The following is an 18694-nucleotide window of genomic DNA, read 5'->3' on the forward strand; positions in this document are numbered from 1 at the left end:
TTCAGCGATCTGGGAAACGGTCCGGGCGGCAGCCTCTACGATCCCGCCACGGCGGAGCAGCGCCGGCAAAGCCCCGTGGATGATCATCGACCGCCATTTCGCGGGCGAGGCGTGCCGTCCGTTCGTGATTCCGGCGGCCTGAATGAAGGCGGACTGGTACGTGCAGCCACTCTCGCACGAGCGCCGCGTCATCGACGCGGACTCCGCGCGCACCGATCCCGTGGTTGCGCCGCTCGTCATCGGCCAGGTGAGCACCACGGACGGCGACCTCGGCAAGGTGGTGACGTTCAGTTCGCCGCAGTCGCGCGTGTCGGCGGGCGGCTACAAGCTGATCTATCAGCGCCCGAAGAAGAACACGATTCCCACCTGCTACCGCGTGGATACGGCTGCGGTGGTCCAGTAAGCCCGAGGCGACGCCACCCAGCCGGAGGCGGTACTGCCGTTCAAGCGTTTTCTAGCCGCGCGATCACCGCCTTCAATCGCGCTTGCGCGGCACCCACTCCGCGTTCCTGTGCCAACGCCACGAGCGGCGCCATCCTCCGCTTCACCTTCTCCGCGTGATTCTGCGCAATGTCAGCAAGGCGATGCCGCAGAAACGGATTCAGAAACCGTTCCCGCACGCTGGCCACGTACGCCTCGGCGCGTTCGGTGAGGTCCATGGCCACGAACACGGGCATGACCTCCTCTTGCCAGACGGCTTCCACAGAAGCACGCATGGCCTCGTCGTTCATGGCCTCGAAAACAGTTTCGTCCGCGCGCCGGCCTTGCGTGAGCCACTGCCCGGCAAGCCAGGTGTGGCCCAGGTTCAGGAAAAACAGCTTTAGCTGTTCGAAGCTGTTCAGGTCGTCGGTCAGCACGATGGCGGGGTGCGTGCACGGCAGCTCGAGTCCGGGCTGCCGTTCGATGGCCCAGAGCGCATAGGGCTCGGCCACGGCGCCCACCGGTTCGATAGCCTCGGAAACGATGCGGTCCACCAGCGAATTGGCCCAGACGCAATGCGTTGCGAGCCAGGATACGAACGCGGGGTCCGCCCGCCATTGCCGCGCAAGGCCGATCACGATGTCGCGCAACGTGTCGCCGTTGTTCGCCACCAGCTCGCAGGGAAAGAGGGACACCGGCGCCTCGGCGCGTTCGGTCCAGCGAGCGTGCAGCAGCACGAGCAGCTTGGCGGGGAAACTGCGCGGCACGTGGTCGGTCTGCGCGAGTAGCGAAGCGGCGTCGCGCTCGTCGAGCCGATAGCCCGTATCGCCCGTGTTCGAGACGATCACGCGCATGTCTTCAATCGCCGCACGGCGGATAGCGGGCCAGTCATCGTCGGCGATCCACGCCTCGCGGATGGCACGCCCCATCACCAGGCGATCCACGGCGGCGCCCGCTTCCATGCCGCGAATCCGCACGGGGTAGCCCTCGCCCGACGCGAGCGCCGCAATGCGCGCCCGGCTCACGGGGTTACTCGTCGTCTGCACGACGGCGATGCCGCCCAGCGCCTCATTGCGCGCGAGCGCCTCCGAAACGAACAACGCAGCATGCGCCTGCAAGAACCGGCTGGTGCCGAACTGAAGAATGGGCGACCGGATGGGTGCCCGAATAGGTTCGCGAATGGGTTCGCTCATGCGTAACGACGACGTTCAAGAATAAGAAAGGCAGGCAACCCATACCCGGCGCTCAGCATTCGACAAGCGCCTTCACCACCGTCTGCTGCGGATCGAGCAGCTTCGGGAATTCCTCGGGCACGTCGGCAAGCCGCATGCGGTGCGTGTTGAGCGCCTTGTCCGGAATCTTGCCCTCGCGCATCGCCGCGAGCACGGTTTCGAAGTCCTGCGCCGTCGCGTTGCGGCTGCCCAGCAGCGTCGCCTCGCGCTTGTGGAACTCGGGATCGGAGAACGTGATCTGGCCCGGCACGATGGAAATGAGCACGTACTTGCCGCCGTGCGCGATGAACTCGAAGCCGCGGTTCATCGCGTTCACGTTGCCGGTGGCGTCGAACACCACGTCGAAGAACTCGCCGTTCGTGCGCTTCGAGAGTGCCTCCACGTCGCCCGCGCCGGTCTGCACGGTGGCCTGGATGTCGAGGTGGCTCGCGCAGAACGCGAGACGGTCGGCGCGCGTATCGAGGCAGGTCACCTCGCCGCCGCGCAGCCCCGCAAAGATCATCGCGGCCATGCCGATAGGCCCCGCGCCCACCACGAGCACGCGCTCTTTCGGCTGCACGTCGGCACGGCACACGGCGTGCGCACCGATGGCGAGAAATTCCAGCATCGCGGCCTGGTCGAGCGTCACGCCGTCGGCCTTGTGCACGAACTGCGCGGGCACGCTCAGGTATTCGGCCAGCGCGCCGTCGCGATGCACGCCCAGCACCTTGATGTTCACGCAGCAATTCGTCTTGCCCTGCCGGCACGCCACGCATTGCCCGCAGGAGAGATACGGCATCACGTACACGGCGTCACCCGCGGCGAGCTTCGTCTGCGGCTCGGCTTCTACCACGATGCCCGACAGCTCGTGTCCCATCACGCGCGGATACGAAAGGTACGGCTGGTTGCCCGTGAAGATGTGCAGGTCGGTGCCGCAGATGCCGACGCGCGATACGCGCAGCAACACCTCGCCCGCGCCGCGCAGCGGCGTGTCGCGTTGCTCGGAACGCAGCACGCCCGGGGATTCGCAAATGACGCTCAGCATGTGACTTCTTCTCCAGTGGACCGGCCGCGCCTGGCAACGCGCAACGCTTCCCGCGCCATACAGCGGGGCGCGGCCGGTCGGGTTCAATACGACTGCTTCAAAGCGGAATCAATAGAGGACGTTCTTCGCCTCAGGCGTGTCGATGTTCTGCTTGTCGACCATCACGACGCCGGTGTCCACCACCTTTTCGACCGGCTTGTGGTCGATCACGTTGACGAGCGTCTGGATGCCCTTGTAGCCCATCTGATACGAGCTCTGCACGGCGATGCCCTGGATGGTGCCGTCGCGCACGAAGCCTTGCAGGTCCTGGTTGCCGTCGAAGCCGATCGCCACCACCTTGCCGGCCTTGCCCGACTGCGCGAGCGCGCGGCCCATGCCGATCGCCGTGGGCTCGTTGGCGCCGAAGATGCCCTTGAGGTCAGGGTTCGCGGAGAGCACGTCGGTGGTCTGGTTCAGCGCCGTGGCCATCTGCGACTGCGAGTAGAACGGCCCCACGATCTGCAGCTTCGAATGCGCCGCGAGGTACTTGCGGAAGCCGCCCACGCGGCCGATTTCCGAGCCCGCGCCCGGCACGTACGACATGATCGCGACCTTACCCGTCTGTCCGAGCTTCGCGATCATCGCCTTCGCGCAGAGTTCGCCGGCCTTGTTGTTGTCCGTCGAAAGGAACGACTGGTAGTACTGCTTGCCCGCGTCGGAGATCATCGAGTCGATCAGCACGACCGGAATGTGCGCTTCCCAGGCCTTCTTGATGGCGGGCACGAGCGCGTCCGGGTCGGACGGCGCGAGCACGATGCCGGCCACGTGGCGGTTCACGGCGTTCTCCACCATGTTCACTTCGGCAGCGATGTCGGATTCCGCGGCCGGACCCTGGAAGGTCATGGTGTAGCCCTTGGCATTCGCCATGGCGGCGGTGGCGCCCTTCTGCACGTTCTGCCAGTAGTTCGAATTGGCGGTCTTCACAATCACGGCGATCTCGCCGCCTGCAGCCTGTGCGTAAGTGGTGAACGCGGCGCACAGCGTGGCGGCCGCGGCCAGGATGGAAAGCTTTTTCATGTCTCGCTCCTATGCCCGTGGTTAGGGACGTGTTGTTGGAATTGCGCCTGTGATGGCTTACCGCTTCCTGCTTCTCAACTGATCGATCCACACGGTGCCCAGAATCACGACGCCGATGATGATCTGCTGGATGAAACTCGATACCCCGTTCATGTTCAGGCCGTTGCGCAGCACGCCGATCACGAACGCGCCAATGGCCGTGCCCGAGATCGTGCCCACGCCGCCCATCAGCGATGTGCCACCGATCACGGCGCTCGCAATCGCATCGAGTTCGTACATCACCCCTTCGTTGGGCTGGCCGGTGACGAGCCGCGACATCAGCACGCAGCCCGTGACGCCCGCCAGCAGGCCCGAGAGCACGTAGGTGAAAAGCTGCACGCCGCGCACGTTGACGCCCGAGAGCCGCGCGGCCTCGGCGTTCGACCCGGCCGCGTAGATGTGGCGGCCCAGCGCCGTGCGCGACAGCAAGATCGACGCCGCGATGAACAGCACAACCATGATCACCACGGGATACGGAATGCCGGGGAACGTGGTGTCCGGAAAACCATCGGCGCCGATGTGCGAAATCTTGAAGAGCGCGCCGTTGCCGAGTGCGCCGAACGCGTCGCCCAGTTCCGAGACAGGCCGCGCGCCCGTGATCTGCAAGGCGACGCCGCGTGCCACGAGCATCATGCCGAGCGTCGCGATGAAGGGCGGCAGGCCCATGCGCGTCACGCACAGTCCGTTGACGAAGCCGCACAGCCCGCCCACCAGCACGCCGCCCAGCATCGCGACCGGCACGGGCGCGCCCGCCTTCACGAGCAACGCGGCGACCACGCCCGCGAGCGCCAGCACCGACCCGACGGAAAGGTCGATGCCGCCCGTGATGATCACGCAGGTTGCAGCCACGCCCAGGTAGGCGATGGAGGTCACCTGCAGCGAGACCGTCATCAGGTTGCCCACCGAGAAGAACGCCGCACTCGTGAGCGAGAACGCGATCACGAGCACGACGAGGCTGCCCAATGCGGCGAACTTCTGAATCAGGTCACGGCGCCGCTGCCGTGCGGCCTTGTCGACCGCTTCGCTTCGATCCGATGTCATTTCAAGCATGAGTGCGCCCCGACGCGTAGTGCATGATTTCTTCCTGAGAAGTCTGTTTCGTTTCGAGAACCGCGGTGATGCGGCCTTCGTGGAACACGGCGATGCGGTCGGTCATGCCCATCAGTTCGGGCAACTCCGAGCTGATCAGCACGACGCCCACGCCGTCGGCGGCAAGCCGGTCCATGAGCCCGTAGATGGCGTACTTGGCACCCACGTCGATGCCGCGCGTGGGTTCGTCGAAGAACAGGATCTTCGAGCCGCGGTACAGCCACTTGCTCACCACGACCTTCTGCTGGTTGCCGCCCGAGAGATTGCGCGCGGTCTGCCCGACGCCCGGCGTGCGAATGCCGAGTTCGCGCACGTAGCGTTCCGCCACGGCCGTTTCCTCGTCGAAGCGCAGAAAGCCGGCGCGCGACGAAATGGCCCGCACGTTGGCGAGCGTCACGTTCGCCGATACGGGCATGGCGAGCGCGAGGCCGTCCTTCTTGCGGTCTTCGGAGAGGTAGGCAATGCCGTGTTTGATGGCTTCGCGCGGCGAGCGGATGGTGACCGCTTTGCCGGCGAGCAGCACTGCGCCGCCATCCGTGTGGTCGGCGCCGAAGATGGCGCGCGCCACCTCGGTGCGGCCCGCGCCCATCAGCCCGGCGAAGCCCAGAATCTCGCCGCGGCGCAACTCGAAGGACACGGGGCCGAACACGCCCTCGCGCCGCAGGTCTTTCACGGCAAGCAGGATTTCGGCGGTGGGCACCGACTGGCGCGGCGGATACGCGTCGTGCAGCGGGCGTCCCACCATGCGTGCGACGATTTCATCGACGGTGGTGGCGGCGAAGTCCTGGGTGGAAATGTGGCGTCCGTCGCGCAGCACGGTGACGCGATCCACGATCTCGGCCATTTCGTCGAGCCGGTGCGAGATGTAGAGAATCGCCACGCCCGCGGCGCGCAGTTCCTTGATGATGCGAAAGAGTTGCACCGTCTCCTGCTCGGTGAGCGAAGACGTGGGCTCGTCCATGATGAGCACCTGCGCGTCGAGCGACAGCGCCTTCGCAATCTCCACCATCTGCTGCTGCGCGATGGAAAGTGCGCCCACGAGCGTGGTGGGCGACACGTCGAGTCCGATGCGTACAAGGCAGCGCCGCGCGTTCTCGTGCAGCCGGCGGTAATCGACGAACGGGCCGCGCTTGGGCTCACGCGCAAGGTAGAGGTTCTCCGCGACCGAGAGGTGCGGAACGAGGTTCAGCTCCTGGTGAATGATGGCGATGCCCGCGGCCTGCGCCTGCGTGGTGGACTGGAACTGCACCGGCTGATCCTTGTAGTGGATCGCGCCTTCGTCCGCGCGGTACTGTCCGCTGATGATCTTCATCAGCGTCGATTTGCCTGCGCCGTTTTCGCCGCAGATGGCATGCACCTCGCCGTAACGCAGATCGAGGTCGATGCCGTCGAGCGCGACCACGCCCGGAAAGCGCTTGCCGACGCCTTCCAGCCGCAGAATCTCGCGCAGCGTCGACTGCTCCGGCGCGGCCGTGCCGGCCGGCTGGACGCTGGGACTTGCCATTCCCGTCTCCATGGTTGTTCTGTGTGACGAAAACCCGGGCTGCGGACCTGCCCGCTCCTGCAATTTCGTGCAGTCTCGCGCCATCTCTACGTCAGCCCGGGTTGGCACCGGTCAGGCCGGTTGCGATCAATTCAACTGAATTTCGTGTCGCCGCCGTCCGTTTGGTCAAGCCAATATCGTTTTTTTATAAGTGCCCTGACCATTGGTGAAAACCCCGAGGAACGCGCAAACCCGCGCCGAATGGGGCAGGAGGCGCGTATGCTAGACTCCGTCCCCGCTTGCGACGCTGGTCGTTCGCGCGTGAAACCGCTCAGAAACGAGCCTCCGATGAAACAGACAGAACCCAAGCGGCTTTACCAATCCGTGGCTGCGCAGATCCTCGCATTGATCCGCCAGGGCGAATTTCCGCCGGGCGAACGTCTGCCGCCCGAGCGGGAGCTGGCGCAGCAGCTGGGCGTATCGCGTCCGTCGCTGCGCGAGGCGCTGATCGCGCTGGAAATAGGCGGTCAGGTCGAGATTCGCATGGGCTCGGGCGTGTACGTTCGCGACGTGGCGGGCGGCGGCAGCGCAGGCGGCGAACATGCCATCGCCGCGCTGGGCGAAAGCCCGTCGGAGCTGATGCAGGCGCGCATCGCGATCGAGGGCACCGTGATCGTGCTGGCCACCGGCAAGTTCACGGCGGCGACCCTGGACCGCCTGCGCCGCGTGGTGGAACGCATGCGAAAACTGGCGGCGGCCGGCAAGTCGCCGGTGGATGCCGACCGGCAATTCCACATGCTCATTGCGGAGACCACCGGCAATTCGGTGCTCGCGCGCTTCGTGGGCGAACTGTTCGACAGCCGGCACGACCCCATTGCCGCGGCCATGCGCGGGCACGCCGAGAGCGCGCAGACGTGGTCGGTGGCCGTGCGCGAGCACGAAGACATTCTGAAGGCCTTGCAGGCGGGCGACCCCATCGCGGCGCAGACCGCGATGCGCGCTCACCTGAAGGCGTCGGAAGAACGGTGGATGGCGGGCGCGTTGAAGCAGGACGTGCAGTGACGCGCGGGCGGGTTGCCCCGCCGCGCGCGTCGTTCTGCGGTTCTACGTGAAGTGACGCGAGGGCGTCCCTTCTCAGTGCAGCGGCCCGGAACCCCTCTGCTGCGAGTTGCCCTCGGCCGAAGGCGGTCGCGCTTCACTGCCTGCGGGTCCGCCCGCCGCGCCGTCCGCACTGCGCTCATGAAGCGGCGGGATCGAAGGCTCCTCTTTCGCCACCTTCGTCTCGCCGTCCGCGCGACCCGGGCCCGATGCCGCGGGCTCGAACGTTACCTCGCCCGTTGCCGCGTCGATGGCACATCGCACGTGCGCGCCTTCGCGAATGTCGCCGCTCAGCATGCGCTTCGCCAGTTCGTTCTCGATGGTCTGACGCACCAGACGCCGCAGTTCGCGCGCCCCGTACTCGGGCCGGTAGCCCTGAGTGGCGAGCCGGTCCACCACGCTCTCGTCGAAGTCGATCTCCACGTTCTGCGAGCGCGCCACGCGCTTCACCTGGTCGAGCTGCAACGTCGTGATGGCGCGCATTTCCTCCTGCGTGAGCGCATTGAAGATGATGATGTCGTCGATGCGGTTCAGGAACTCGGGCCGGAAGTGCTGGCGCAACTCGCCCATCACGCCGCTTTCCACGGACGCCGCACCGCCCGACAGAAAGCCCGGGCCGCGTTGGCGCTGACCCGCGATCACGTCGGACGCGAGGTTGCTCGTCGCGATGATGAGCGCGTTGCTGAAGTCCACCACGCGACCCTTGCCGTCGGTGAGGCGGCCATCGTCGAACACCTGGAGCAGCACGTTGTAGACGTCCGGATGCGCCTTCTCGATCTCGTCGAGCAGGATCACCGAGTAAGGCCGCCGCCGCACGCGTTCGGTCAACTGCCCGCCTTCCTCGTAGCCCACGTAGCCCGGCGGCGCGCCGATCAGCCGCGCCACCGAATGGCGCTCCATGTACTCGCTCATGTCGATGCGCACCACGGCGTTCTCGTCGCCGAATACGACTTCCGCGAGCGCCTTCGCGAGTTCCGTCTTGCCCACACCCGTGGGCCCGAGGAACAGGAACACCGCCGTGGGGCGCCGCACGTCGTGCAGCCCCGCACGCGAACGGCGCACCGCGTCGCTCACCGCGGCAATCGCGCGTTGCTGGCCAATGACGCGTTCGTGCAGCCGCTCTTCCATGTGCAGCAGACGCTCGCGCTCCTCGGTGGTGAGGTTCGTGACCGGAATACCGGTGATCTTCGCGACGATCTCGGCAATGTGCTCGATGCGCACGTCCGACGTGTTCGACTCCATCTGGCGCTTCCACGAGTCCGTCGCCTCGGCGAGCGCACGTTCGGCCTGGGTGATCTCCTCGCCGAGCGTGTGGGCCTTTTCGTACTGCTTGCGCGAGGCCGCGTAGTCCTGGTCGCGGCGCAGCTGAGCAAGCTGTGCTTCCTGTTCCAGAATGCGCGCGGGCCGTGAAGTGCCCGACAGATGCACGCGCGCCGCGGCCTGGTCGATGAGGTCGATGGCCTTGTCGGGCAGGAAGCGGCCGCTGATGTAGCGGTTCGACAGCTCGGCCGCGGACACCAGCGCCGAGTCCTGGATCGTCACCTTGTGATGCGCCTCCAGCTTGTCGCGCAGGCCGCGCAGAATCGTGATGGTCTGCTCGACGCTCGGCTCCGCGATGAACACGGGCTGGAAGCGCCGCTCGAGCGCGGCGTCCTTCTCGATGTACTTCTGGTACTCGGAAAGCGTGGTGGCGCCGACCAGGTTCAGTTCGCCGCGCGCCATGGCCGGCTTGAAGACGTTGGCGACGTCGAGCCCGCCTTCGCCGCCGCCCTGCCCCGCGCCTACGATCGTATGAATCTCGTCGACGAACACCACGAGCGCCTCGCGGTGCTCGGTGATTTCATCGATCACCTGCTTCACGCGTTCCTCGAATTCGCCGCGATACTTCGAGCCCGCCACGAGCGAGTTCACGTTGAGCTCCACGAGCCGCTTGTCGCGCAGCGACTCGGGCACGTCGCCGCCCACGATGCGCTGCGCGAGCCCTTCCACCACGGCGGTCTTGCCGACGCCGGGCTCGCCGATCAGCACCGGGTTGTTCTTGCGGCGCCGCGCGAGCACTTCGACCATCGTTTCGATCTCGCTGGAGCGGCCGATCACGGGGTCGAGCCGGCCCTCGCGCGCGAGTGCCGTGAGGTCGCGGCTATAGCGGTCCAGATGCGGCGTGCTCGGTCCCCTGGGCGGACCCGCGCGGTCGCGCCCGGCCTGCACCGTGCCCGACTGCACCATCTGTTCCAGCAGCTTGCGCGCGTCAATGCCGTAGTTGCGCATCACGTTGCCCGCGAAGCTGTCGGGCACGTCGGCAAGACCCACGAGCAGATGCTCCGGACCGACAAAGCCCTGGCCCAGCTGGCGCGAGGCGAGGAAGGCGCGGTCCAGCGCGCTTTTCACGCGCGGCGAGACCGCAATCGCGTCGTTTTCGGGCACGTCGCTGGGCGCGCCCTTCGGCGCGTTCGCATCGATGTACGCACGCAGTTGGTTCGGGTCCACGCCGAGCCGCGCCAGAATGCCGGCCGCCACGTCGTTGCCTGCGAGTTCGTACAGCAGATGGTCGGACTCGATCTGCCGGCGGCCCCACTGCACCGCGCGCTCCGCGGCGCGCTGCAGCAACTCGCGCGCGGTTTCGCTGAAGTAGCGTTCGAGGCCGGGGCCTTCCTCGGGCGGCACGCCGGTCGCGACGCCCGCGGGCGTGTCCGGTTGCGGCTGGCCGTAGCCCGCGGGTTGACCGCCGTTGTCGGCCATGGCGCCGAGGAACAGCGATTCGAGCGGCGAAAGCGTGCGCTGATGGCGCGTGAGTTGCGCGTAGTGGTAGTCGCAGACGTCGAGGAAACGGCGGTAGCCGTTCTGGATGATTGCGACGCGAACGGCGGCGGGCCGCGCGCCGCAGATTTCACAGGTCTGTCGTGCCATATCGGGTTCCCGTTGTGTGACGGCGCGCCGGGCCGGCGCAGCCATTGACCGCAAAACACAGGACGCGCAAACCGCGCACCTGTGCGCTTTCTGCAAGGTGCGCGCGGTGGCGGAGAAATCAAGGGCAGAACGCAAAGACGCGCGGCGCTGTGTTTCTCGGGCGCGGCCTGCGGGCGGGCTGGCGCGATAGCTTGACGATGAGCCGGACCGACACGCAGGCTGACTCTTCCACGATAGTCCGAAATGACCGCGTTCCCCAGGCCTGGTGACGGGTATCCGTCAGAGAAAGCGAGGGAGCGTCAGGGAAAGCCGCGAAGGGCTACTGAAGGCCACTAAAGGCGACGAAAAGCGCGCGCCGCACCCAGGTGCGGCGACGTGTCACGTGCTTGTCGAAACGACACACGAGGGGCGGCTCAGAAGCCGCGCCTCGCATATCAGGACACAAAGGAACGCAAGGGGAACGCAGGGGGAACGCAAGGGCGATTCCTGTTCGTGCCTCGCGAAGTCCTCCTTGTGCGAACCGTTCGGGCCGGCGAGCAGCCCGGCTCGAAGCCCTGGAGAAAAGAAGCGGCCTACGCTGCGCCGACCGCCGCCCCTCGCCCGTAGTCCTCGGCGTCGATGTCGTAGCCCGCCGGGTCCCAGCGGATGAGCAGCAGCACGACGAGCGACGTCAACGGCGCGAGCGCGATGACCCAGAACACCTGGGTGCCGAGCGCCGCCGCGAGAATCGGAAACAGGAACAGCGAGACCGTGGACGCCGTGCGCACGAGCGTCTGGTTAAAGCCCACGCCCACGCCGCGCAACGAAGTCGGGTAGCTGAGCGACGCGAAGCTCATGCTGTGCGCGCCCGGCCCGAACCCCTGCCCCAGCAGATACCCGCCCAGCAGCAGAATGGCGAGCACCACGAAGAGGCCGCTGCCCGGCCGTCCGATCAGCGCGAGCCCGATCAGCGACGCGAACTGCAACGCATGGCCCAACGCCGTCATCTTCCAGGCGCCGAAGCGCGACACGAAGCGCACGCCGATCAAGCCGCCCACGAACGCGAACAGCAGGTTCAGGGCCAAGGCCGCGACGATGGTGGTGAGCGGCCCCTGCTTGAGAAAACTCGCGAGAATCACGGGCAAGCCGTAGACGATCGCGTTGTAGCCGAACGAGGACGCCGCGCCGATCGTCGCGGCCAGCACGGTGCGCCGCGCGTAGCGTCCGCGAAAGAGCGCGCCGTAGCTGCGCCACGAGGCCACGCGCGGTTTCGACACGGGCGCGGCATCGCGTTGAACGACGACTTCGACGCCATACGCCCGCTTGAGAATGCGCGCCGCGCCTTCCAGGTCGCCCTGATTCGCGGCCCACACGGGCGACTCGCTGATATAACGGCTGCGCACGGCGATGATGAGCAGCGCAGGCACCGCGCCGAACGCGAGCGTGAAGCGCCACAGCCAGCCCAACTGATGCTCGGGCAGCACCGCGTAGAGCCCGAGAATGAGCAGATAGCAGGTGCTCGTGGCGGCGTACCACGCCGGGCACCACGCCGCGACGCTCGCGGCCTTGCTGCCCTTGCCCGTCACCTTCGAGAACTCCGCGAGAAACGCCATGGCCACCGGCAGGTCCAGCCCCACGCCGAAGCCCATCAGAAAACGCGCGCCACCCAGCACCCAGACGTTCGGCGCGAGCCCGGCCGCAATGGCGGCCACCACGAAGAACAGCATGTCGGCCATGAAGACGCGATAGCGCCCGATACGATCGGTGAGATAGCCGCCCACGAGCGCCCCCAAGATCGCGCCGAACGTAATGGCCGCCGACACGAGCCCCACCTGGGCGGGACTCAGCGCGAACTCGCGGGCGATGTCCTTCACGCCATACGCGAGCGACGTGAGGTCGTAGGCATCGAGGAACACGCCGCCCAGCGCAATCGCGATAACCCAGCGCGCGTTGCCGCCCTTCGCGGCGCCCGTGCCGACAATGCGCGCCACGTCTTCGGCGGATCGCACGACGAGCGTTCCTGTGCTGTCGTGGTGCGGTAGTGGATGGACCGCATCGGCGGCATCGACGCCATCAACGGAAACGGCGGTGGGAAGATTAGAAGCGTCGGCAACGGTGGACATGAGGACGAGGCGCTTATGCGCGATGGTGGCAAGTCCGCTGCATCGTAGCGAACGCGCCGCAGCGCACCAAGCAACGTTTTTTCATATGCTTTTCGCGGGCGCGGGCGCGGGCCCGAACCCGAACAGCTGCGAGTCGCCTCGTTCGCTGCCGGCCGCTACTTCGGGTTCCGAAGCATGCTCACGCCCCACGCGAAACAACGCTCCCGCATGCCGCGCGGGCAGCGTGTCGCCTTCGCCGAACAGCTTGTGCCGCAACGTGCCCGCTTCGTAAGCCGTCTTGTAGATGCCGCGGTTCTGCAGTTCGGGCACCACGAGATCCACGAAGTCTTCGTAGCTTTCGGGCACCACCGTGCGGCTCAGATTGAAACCGTCCACGTCGGCTTCGTCCACCCACTTCTGCAACTCGTCGGCCACCTGGTCCGCCGTACCGACGATCGCCGGATAGCGGCCGCCCAACGCGAACAGGTCGAGCAGCTTGCGGCGCGTCCAGCCGTGTGCCTGCGCGGTGCGCGTCGCGGATTCGATGGCGTTGCCCGGCGAGTAGTCCACGGGCTCGTCGAGGTCGTATTGCGCGTAGTCGATGCCCGTGCTCGCCGCGAAGTGCGCGAGGCCCGCCTCGCGGCTCGCGTAGTGCAGATAGTCGGCGTGCTTCTCGCGCGCTTCGGCCTCGGTTGCGCCGGGCACCACGGCCGCGCCGACGAATACCTTCACGTCGTCGGGCCGTCTGCCCGCTTTCACGAGTTGCTCGCGCAACGCGCGCACCGTTTCGCGTCCCACCTCGCGGTTGGGCGGCGAAATGAACACGCATTCCGCGTGGCGCGCGGCAAAGCGCTGGCCGCGGCCGGAACTGCCCGCCTGGAACAGCACCGGCGTGCGCTGCGGCGAGGGCTCGGCGAGGTGGTAGCCGTGCACGTCGTAATAGCGGCCCGTGTGCTCCACGCGGTGCACCTTTGCCGGGTCCGCGTAGACGCGCGCGGCCTTGTCGCGCCGCACGGCACCGTCTTCCCAGCTGCCTTCCCAGAGTTGATAGAGCACCTCCAGATACTCGTCGGCGCGGTCGTAGCGTTCGTCGTGCGGCAGTTGCGCGGGCTGCCCCATCGCACGCGCCGCGCTGTCGAGATACCCCGTCACGATGTTCCAGCCGATGCGGCCTTGCGTGAGGTGGTCGAGCGTCGAGAAGCGCCGCGCAAGCAGATACGGCGCCTCGTACGTGAGATTGACCGTCACGCCGAAGCCCAGGTGCTGCGTGGCGGCGGCCATCGCGGGCACGAGCAGCGTCGGGTCGTTGACCGGCAACTGGATCGACTCTCGCAGCGTCACGTCCACGTTGCGCTGATACACGTCGTAGACGCCCACGATGTCCGCGAGAAAAAGCCCGTCGAAGAGGCCGCGTTCGAGCGTGCGGGCGAGGTCCGTCCAGTACGAGAGCAGCCGGTAGTCCGAGGAGCGGTCGCGCGGATGCGTCCACAGACCGTGGTTGATGTGGCCCACGCAGTTCATGTTGAACGCGTTGAGCAGGAGGCGTTTGCGGGCGCGCGTGTTCGGCATTACAGGGCTCCGTGGCGCGGCGGCCGGGTGCCGTTCAGATAGAAGTTGCCGATGGCGTGGTACTTCCAGCGCACCGGATCGTGCAGCGTGTGCGTGCGCGCGTTGCGCCAGAAGCGGTCGAGGCCGAGACCGTCGAGCGTGGCCGCCGTGCCCGCGAGTTCGAAGAGGCGCGAGCCGGCGTCGAGCGAAATGGTGGTGGTCGCCGCGCGCGCCTCGGCCACGGCGATGGAGGCCTCGGCAACGGAGGCTTCGTCGGGCGCGCCCTGCGCGGCATCGACGAAGCGCCCCGCGCGGCGCAGCAACGCCTCGGCGCCGCGCAGACGTGCGGCGAGGTCGCCGAATTGCACGATGGCGAGCGGGTCGTCCGCGGCGCGCGCCACTTTCGCGTCGATCCATGGGCGTGCGTGCTCGCGCACGAACTCGAGCGCGGCGGCGAACGCACCGCGCGCCTGCCCCAGGTCGATGGCGGCATGCATGATCTGCGCAAGCGGCCCGATAGGGGTCGCGCGATCGAACGACGCCTGGAACGGCACCACCCATTCGGGCTCCACCTCGACGTGCTCGAACTGCACCGAACCGCTGCCGGTCACGCGCTGCCCGAACCCGTCCCAGTCGTCGATCACAGTGACGCCGCGCGCGTGACGCGGCACGAACGCGAGATACGAGACATCGCGGCCATCTTCTTCGGCCACGACGAGCGTCGGAATCCAGTGCGCGTAGAGCGCGCCGGTGCAGTAGAACTTGCGGCCGTCGATGTGCCAGCCCGCGCTCGTGCGCGTGAGCCGCGTGCGGCGTTTGAAGTCGCGCTGGCCGATCTCCGCGAGCGCGTTGCCGAAGCGCTCGCCCGCCAGCACGCGGTCGTAGAAGAAGCGCTGCTGCGCCGCGCTGCCGCCTACGCGCAGCACTTCGAGCGCGTAGAAATGGTTCTGCGGGATCTGGCCGAGCGAGCCGTCCGCGGCGGAAATCGTCGCGATCACTTCGGCGAGCGTGCCCGCCTTGACGCCGGGGCCGCCGTACTCGCGCGGCACGGTGATGGACCACAGGCCGCTCGCGACGAAGGCATCGAGTTCGGCCCACGGCAGGCGGCGCTCGCGGTCGCGCAGCGCGGCCTGCGGCGCGAATTGCGCGGCGAGGCGAACGGCGGTCTGAACGGCGTGGGCGTCGTTTTCGATTCGAGCGGGCACGCTGGGGGCCGTCAGTCCTGCTGGCTGCGGCGCGTGCGCAACCGAGGTCGTAGCGGCCGCATCGGGCGCCGCGGTCAGTTCGACGGTCATCGTCGGGCTCCTTGTCAGTTCCAGGCGTGGCGCGCAGGCAGCACGTGGTTCAGGTGATAGTTGCCGAGCAGGTGCAGCTTCCAGCGCACCGGGTCGTGCAGCGTATGCGTGCGGGCGTTGCGCCAGTGGCGGTCGAGGTTGTGCGCGGCGCGCGTGGCCGCGGAGCCCGCCAGTTCGAAGAGCTTCTCGCTCGCTTCGAGCGCGATGCGCGTGGTGAGCACCTTCGCTTCGGCCACGGCCACCGACGCCTGCGCGCTCGCTTCGGCATCGAGCGGGCCTTGTTGTTGCCGGGCCTGTTGTCGCGCCGCGAGGTCGTCGAGCGTGCGGCCCGCCTCCATCAGCACTTCGTGCGCGGCGTGCAGGTCGATCTGCAGCCGGCCGACGTCCGCGATGATGTAAGGGTCGTCGCTCGCATACTCGAGACCTGAGTCGATCCAGGGCCGCGCGCGCTCGCGCACGAAACCGAGCGCGTCGGCAACAGCGGCCTGGGCGATGCCTTGATCGATGGCGGCCTGGATCAACTGCGAGGTGGGACCGTACAGGCCGGGACGGTCGGCGAGCGGCCAGACCGCGACCACGTCGCTCGCGTCAATGGGAACGTTGTCGAATTCAACGGTCCCGCTCGCGGTGATGCGCTGGCCGAAAGCGCTCCAGTCGTCGATAACCGTGACGCCCGGTGCGTCGCGCGGCACCCAGACCTGCACGGCGCGGCCCTCGTCGTCGGTGGCGCGCGTCGGAATGCGGTGCGCGAAGAGCGCGCCTGTGGAATAGAAGCGCCGGCCCGAGAGGCGCAGGCCGTCGGGCGTGGTCTGCAAACGCGTGGTGCCGTGCAGGATGGTGGGCGCCGCGACGGCGCCGGCCGGGGTGGCGCGACGCTCGGGTCCCGCGTTGCCAAGGCGTCGGCCTGCCAGCACTTCGCCGTAGAAACGCGCTTTTTGTTCCGGCGTGCCGGCTTCGCGCAGCAGACCGAGCACGCCGAAGTGGTTCTGCGGAATCTGGCCGAGGGCGGGGTCTGCTTCGCACAGCGTCACGAACACTTCGGCGAGCGTGGCGTACGAGACGTCGGCCCCGCCGTATTCGCGCGGCACCGTGATGGCGCCGAGTCCGCTTTCGGACCACTGGTCGAGTTCGTCCCACGGCAATGCGCGCTCGCGGTCGCGCGCCGCAGCGCCTGCTGCGACGGCGCTGGCCAGCGTGCGGGCGGCGGCGAGTGCGGCGGCATCGTCGGCGATGCGCTGCACGCGTGCGGGATCGGGCGGTCGAGGAAGGCGAGGCGTTGAAGACGTTGACTGCTGGATGGACCTGGGCGACGTGAGCGGCATGGCAGTTCGAACCGGGGGAATGACGCGCCCGTCCCGCACAAAGGCGAATGGACGGGCCGAAAGCCTCCATTGGAACAGCCCGGGGCGCGATGCCCTACCAGCAATTTCTCACTTGCTTATCGGGTTTGCCGATTTAGCGCCGCAGTGCAGCATGCGGTTTTCTTGCCGCGGGCTTCACAGCCGGGCTTCACAGCCAGGTTTCACGGCCGGGTTTCACCGCTCAGTTTCACTGAGGCTACGCGCCAGCCCACACTTCCCTAGCCCCTGAAGCGCTGCTCCTCGATCGCCTGCAGCCGGCCCACGCGCGACACGTCGACGAGCATCGAGGCGAGATATTCGACCACATCGTCCATCGCGACGATGCCGGTGAGCTTGCCGGTTTCATCGACCACCGGCAGGCGGCGCACGCCCGAGCGGCGCATCTGTTCGAGCGCGACGCTCACTTCGTCGCCCTCGTTGGCGACCACGACGCCGCGCGACATGATCTCGCCCGCGGTGACGCGCTCGGCGTCCAGCTTGTTGGCGAGCACGGTCACGACGAGGTCGCGGTCGGTCACGAGCCCGACCGGCACCGCTTCGCCGTTGCGATATTCGATGACCACGAGATTGCCCACGTGCGACTGGCGCATGCGTGCGGCGAGCGCCGAGGCGCTCTCGTTGACGCCGCAGGTCTCCACGGGACGCGTAACGATTTTTCCGACGTGCATGATGCAATTCCTCTTGTCTGCCTCCGACGACCATTGACGAAGCGCGTGTTCAGCGTAGAACGCGGCGGGGTCGCGGCATTGACGTGCGTCAACCGGCTCGCGCAGACGAAGCGGAGCGTGGGACGGTCGGTGTGGAAAGAGAAACGCTGAGGAGGTAAGGCGGGAAGCAGACGGGCGTCTGTCGGATCAGACAGACTCGTTGCCCTCGGCAAAGCGCCGCACCACGTCGCGCAGCGTGCCGATTTCGGTGGCCTTGTCGAAGAAGTAGCGCGCGCCCGCGGCAAAACACGCGTCGCGGTACTGCGGCAAAGCCGAGTTGGTGAGGACGATGGGCACGATGCCCGGATGCTGGCTCGCAAGCCCCTTGAGCACCGTGAGGCCGCTGCTGCCTTCGAGCAGTTGCAGATCGACGATCGCGATGTCCACGTCTTCGGCAGCGGCAATGCCCGCCAGCGCCGAGACCGGTTCGTCCGCTTCGCCCACGATCTTCACGCCACCGAGCGCCTCGAGCAAAGCGGCAAGCCGCTTGCGCACGAGCGTCGAATCTTCCACGAGAAAGATGTTCAGGGAGGGCACGAGGGTTTCCGCATTCATAGGTGCAGTATCCACAACACGCCGATTCGAAGAAATCAGCGCAGGACGAGTTGCGTGTAGGGGTTTTCCGACAAGCGCCCAAAGGAGGCGAGGCGCGAGGCTCATGTGCGCGCACCGCTGCAGACGGGCAAGCGGCGCGCAAAGTTTCATTTACCTTTCGCCAGAGCGCTTCCTGGCACTCATTCGGCGCTTCATCGGGACCCCTTAGAGTCCATCAATGCCAGCCACCACCCTGGCCCCATTGCGGGCCGCGCCGGGTTCCTCCCCCGCCACCGCCGCCACCGCCGCCACCGTTACCGCCGCGAGCCCCCGACGGTGCCGGAGCCGGAGCCGCAGAAGGCGCTGGCGCCGGTGCGGCCGCCGCTGCGGGAGCCGGCGATCGCGCGCCCGGGGGGCCGCCACCCGGCGGCCGGTGGCCCGGCATCGGCCGCGGGTCTTGCGGCGGCCGGCCGCGGTCGCCCCACGACCCGTGTCCCCAATCACGGTCGCCATCGCGCCAGTAACCGCGGTCGCCATACCAGCCGCCGTAGCCCGGCCCGTAGTAGACGGGGCCGTTGTCATAGACGGTTGCCGGTCCGTACGGCGCGTAGTAATAGCCGTTGTCCACCGCGCCGCCGTAATACGAACTGTCGTAGGTGCCGTAGGTGTTGTAGGGATACGCCGCACAGCCTGCCACGGTCAGCACGGCGAGCGCCGCCGCGCTTCGCAACGCGATGCGGCGCAGGCCCGCTGCACGCGCTCGCGCGCCATTCATCAGACTGCCGGAGGGGTTAATGCTCGAATGCTGGGTACACATGGC

Annotated in this window: 16 protein-coding genes; 3 read left to right on the forward strand and 13 right to left on the reverse strand. The window is 67.4% G+C overall.

The genetic code is table 11. The features are described 5' to 3' along the window. Window positions 1-142 precede the first annotated feature (142 nt). On the forward strand, window positions 143-403 hold the full coding sequence (locus tag PKKP23_RS20980; RefSeq protein ID WP_126878270.1) for a hypothetical protein: 261 nt from the start codon (window positions 143-145) through the stop codon (window positions 401-403). A gap of 40 nt (window positions 404-443) precedes the next feature. Here PKKP23_RS20980 and PKKP23_RS20985 read toward each other — a convergent pair whose 3' ends face one another. The 5 genes from PKKP23_RS20985 to PKKP23_RS21005 form a co-directional block, all read right to left on the reverse strand. Beyond that, window positions 444-1577, reverse strand: a complete 1134-nt coding sequence (locus PKKP23_RS20985; protein ID WP_126878309.1) for a mannitol dehydrogenase family protein — start codon at window positions 1575-1577, stop codon at window positions 444-446. A gap of 88 nt (window positions 1578-1665) precedes the next feature. Further along, window positions 1666-2676, reverse strand: a complete 1011-nt coding sequence (locus PKKP23_RS20990) for a zinc-binding alcohol dehydrogenase family protein (protein WP_126878271.1) — start codon at window positions 2674-2676, stop codon at window positions 1666-1668. A 108-nt stretch (window positions 2677-2784) separates the two neighbouring features. After that, window positions 2785-3732, reverse strand: a complete 948-nt coding sequence (locus PKKP23_RS20995) for an ABC transporter substrate-binding protein (RefSeq protein WP_017775801.1) — start codon at window positions 3730-3732, stop codon at window positions 2785-2787. A gap of 57 nt (window positions 3733-3789) precedes the next feature. Further along, window positions 3790-4821 (reverse strand): ABC transporter permease, encoded by a 1032-nt coding sequence (locus PKKP23_RS21000; RefSeq protein ID WP_017775800.1) that lies wholly within the window; start codon window positions 4819-4821, stop codon window positions 3790-3792. Further along, window positions 4814-6364 carry a sugar ABC transporter ATP-binding protein gene (locus PKKP23_RS21005; RefSeq protein ID WP_126878272.1) on the reverse strand — a complete coding sequence of 517 codons (1551 nt, stop codon included), beginning with the start codon at window positions 6362-6364 and terminating at the stop codon, window positions 4814-4816. Before PKKP23_RS21005 ends, PKKP23_RS21000 begins: the two co-directional genes overlap by 8 nt. A 327-nt stretch (window positions 6365-6691) precedes the next feature. Here PKKP23_RS21005 and PKKP23_RS21010 point away from each other — a divergent pair, with 327 nt between their 5' ends. Further along, window positions 6692-7405: a FadR/GntR family transcriptional regulator gene (locus tag PKKP23_RS21010; RefSeq protein ID WP_126878273.1), complete on the forward strand. Its 714-nt coding sequence runs from the start codon at window positions 6692-6694 to the stop codon at window positions 7403-7405. Between the two features lie 72 nt (window positions 7406-7477). On the opposite strand, the gene PKKP23_RS21015 is transcribed toward PKKP23_RS21010, so the two are convergent. Both PKKP23_RS21015 and PKKP23_RS21020 read right to left on the reverse strand, forming a co-directional pair. Then, the gene (locus PKKP23_RS21015) at window positions 7478-10348 is read right to left on the reverse strand and encodes an ATP-dependent Clp protease ATP-binding subunit (RefSeq protein WP_126878274.1); all 2871 of its coding nucleotides are present in this window, start codon (window positions 10346-10348) and stop codon (window positions 7478-7480) included. Window positions 10349-10920: 572 nt separating this feature from the next. Continuing rightward, window positions 10921-12336: an MFS transporter gene (locus tag PKKP23_RS21020; protein ID WP_126878275.1), complete on the reverse strand. Its 1416-nt coding sequence runs from the start codon at window positions 12334-12336 to the stop codon at window positions 10921-10923. A gap of 36 nt (window positions 12337-12372) precedes the next feature. Between PKKP23_RS21020 and PKKP23_RS34845 the strand changes: the two genes are divergently transcribed. After that, a complete protein-coding gene (locus tag PKKP23_RS34845; protein ID WP_275094579.1) occupies window positions 12373-12498 on the forward strand; it encodes a hypothetical protein in 126 nt (41 codons plus the stop codon). Window positions 12499-12531: 33 nt separating this feature from the next. Here the strand turns inward: PKKP23_RS34845 and PKKP23_RS21025 are convergent, their stop codons facing one another. The 6 genes from PKKP23_RS21025 to PKKP23_RS21050 all read right to left on the reverse strand — a co-directional run bounded on the left by PKKP23_RS21025 (window position 12532) and on the right by PKKP23_RS21050 (window position 18649). Further along, window positions 12532-13998 (reverse strand): LLM class flavin-dependent oxidoreductase, encoded by a 1467-nt coding sequence (locus PKKP23_RS21025; RefSeq protein WP_126878276.1) that lies wholly within the window; start codon window positions 13996-13998, stop codon window positions 12532-12534. Beyond that, complete coding sequence (locus tag PKKP23_RS21030; RefSeq protein WP_176048935.1) at window positions 13998-15272, reverse strand: SfnB family sulfur acquisition oxidoreductase; 1275 nt, start codon at window positions 15270-15272, stop codon at window positions 13998-14000. Before PKKP23_RS21030 ends, PKKP23_RS21025 begins: the two co-directional genes overlap by 1 nt. Window positions 15273-15286: 14 nt before the next feature. Next, on the reverse strand, window positions 15287-16594 hold the full coding sequence (locus PKKP23_RS21035; RefSeq protein ID WP_126878277.1) for an SfnB family sulfur acquisition oxidoreductase: 1308 nt from the start codon (window positions 16592-16594) through the stop codon (window positions 15287-15289). Window positions 16595-16851: 257 nt separating this feature from the next. Further along, complete coding sequence (locus PKKP23_RS21040; RefSeq protein WP_017775792.1) at window positions 16852-17301, reverse strand: CBS domain-containing protein; 450 nt, start codon at window positions 17299-17301, stop codon at window positions 16852-16854. A gap of 186 nt (window positions 17302-17487) precedes the next feature. Then, entirely contained in the window at window positions 17488-17895 is a 408-nt protein-coding gene (locus tag PKKP23_RS21045) for a response regulator (protein ID WP_126878278.1), read from the reverse strand. Window positions 17896-18109: 214 nt separating this feature from the next. After that, the gene (locus PKKP23_RS21050) at window positions 18110-18649 is read right to left on the reverse strand and encodes a hypothetical protein (protein WP_126878279.1); all 540 of its coding nucleotides are present in this window, start codon (window positions 18647-18649) and stop codon (window positions 18110-18112) included. Between the last annotated feature and the right edge of the window lie 45 nt (window positions 18650-18694).

The organism is Paraburkholderia kururiensis JCM 10599 = LMG 19447, assembly GCF_003986935.1.
Taxonomy (GTDB): domain Bacteria; phylum Pseudomonadota; class Gammaproteobacteria; order Burkholderiales; family Burkholderiaceae; genus Paraburkholderia; species Paraburkholderia kururiensis.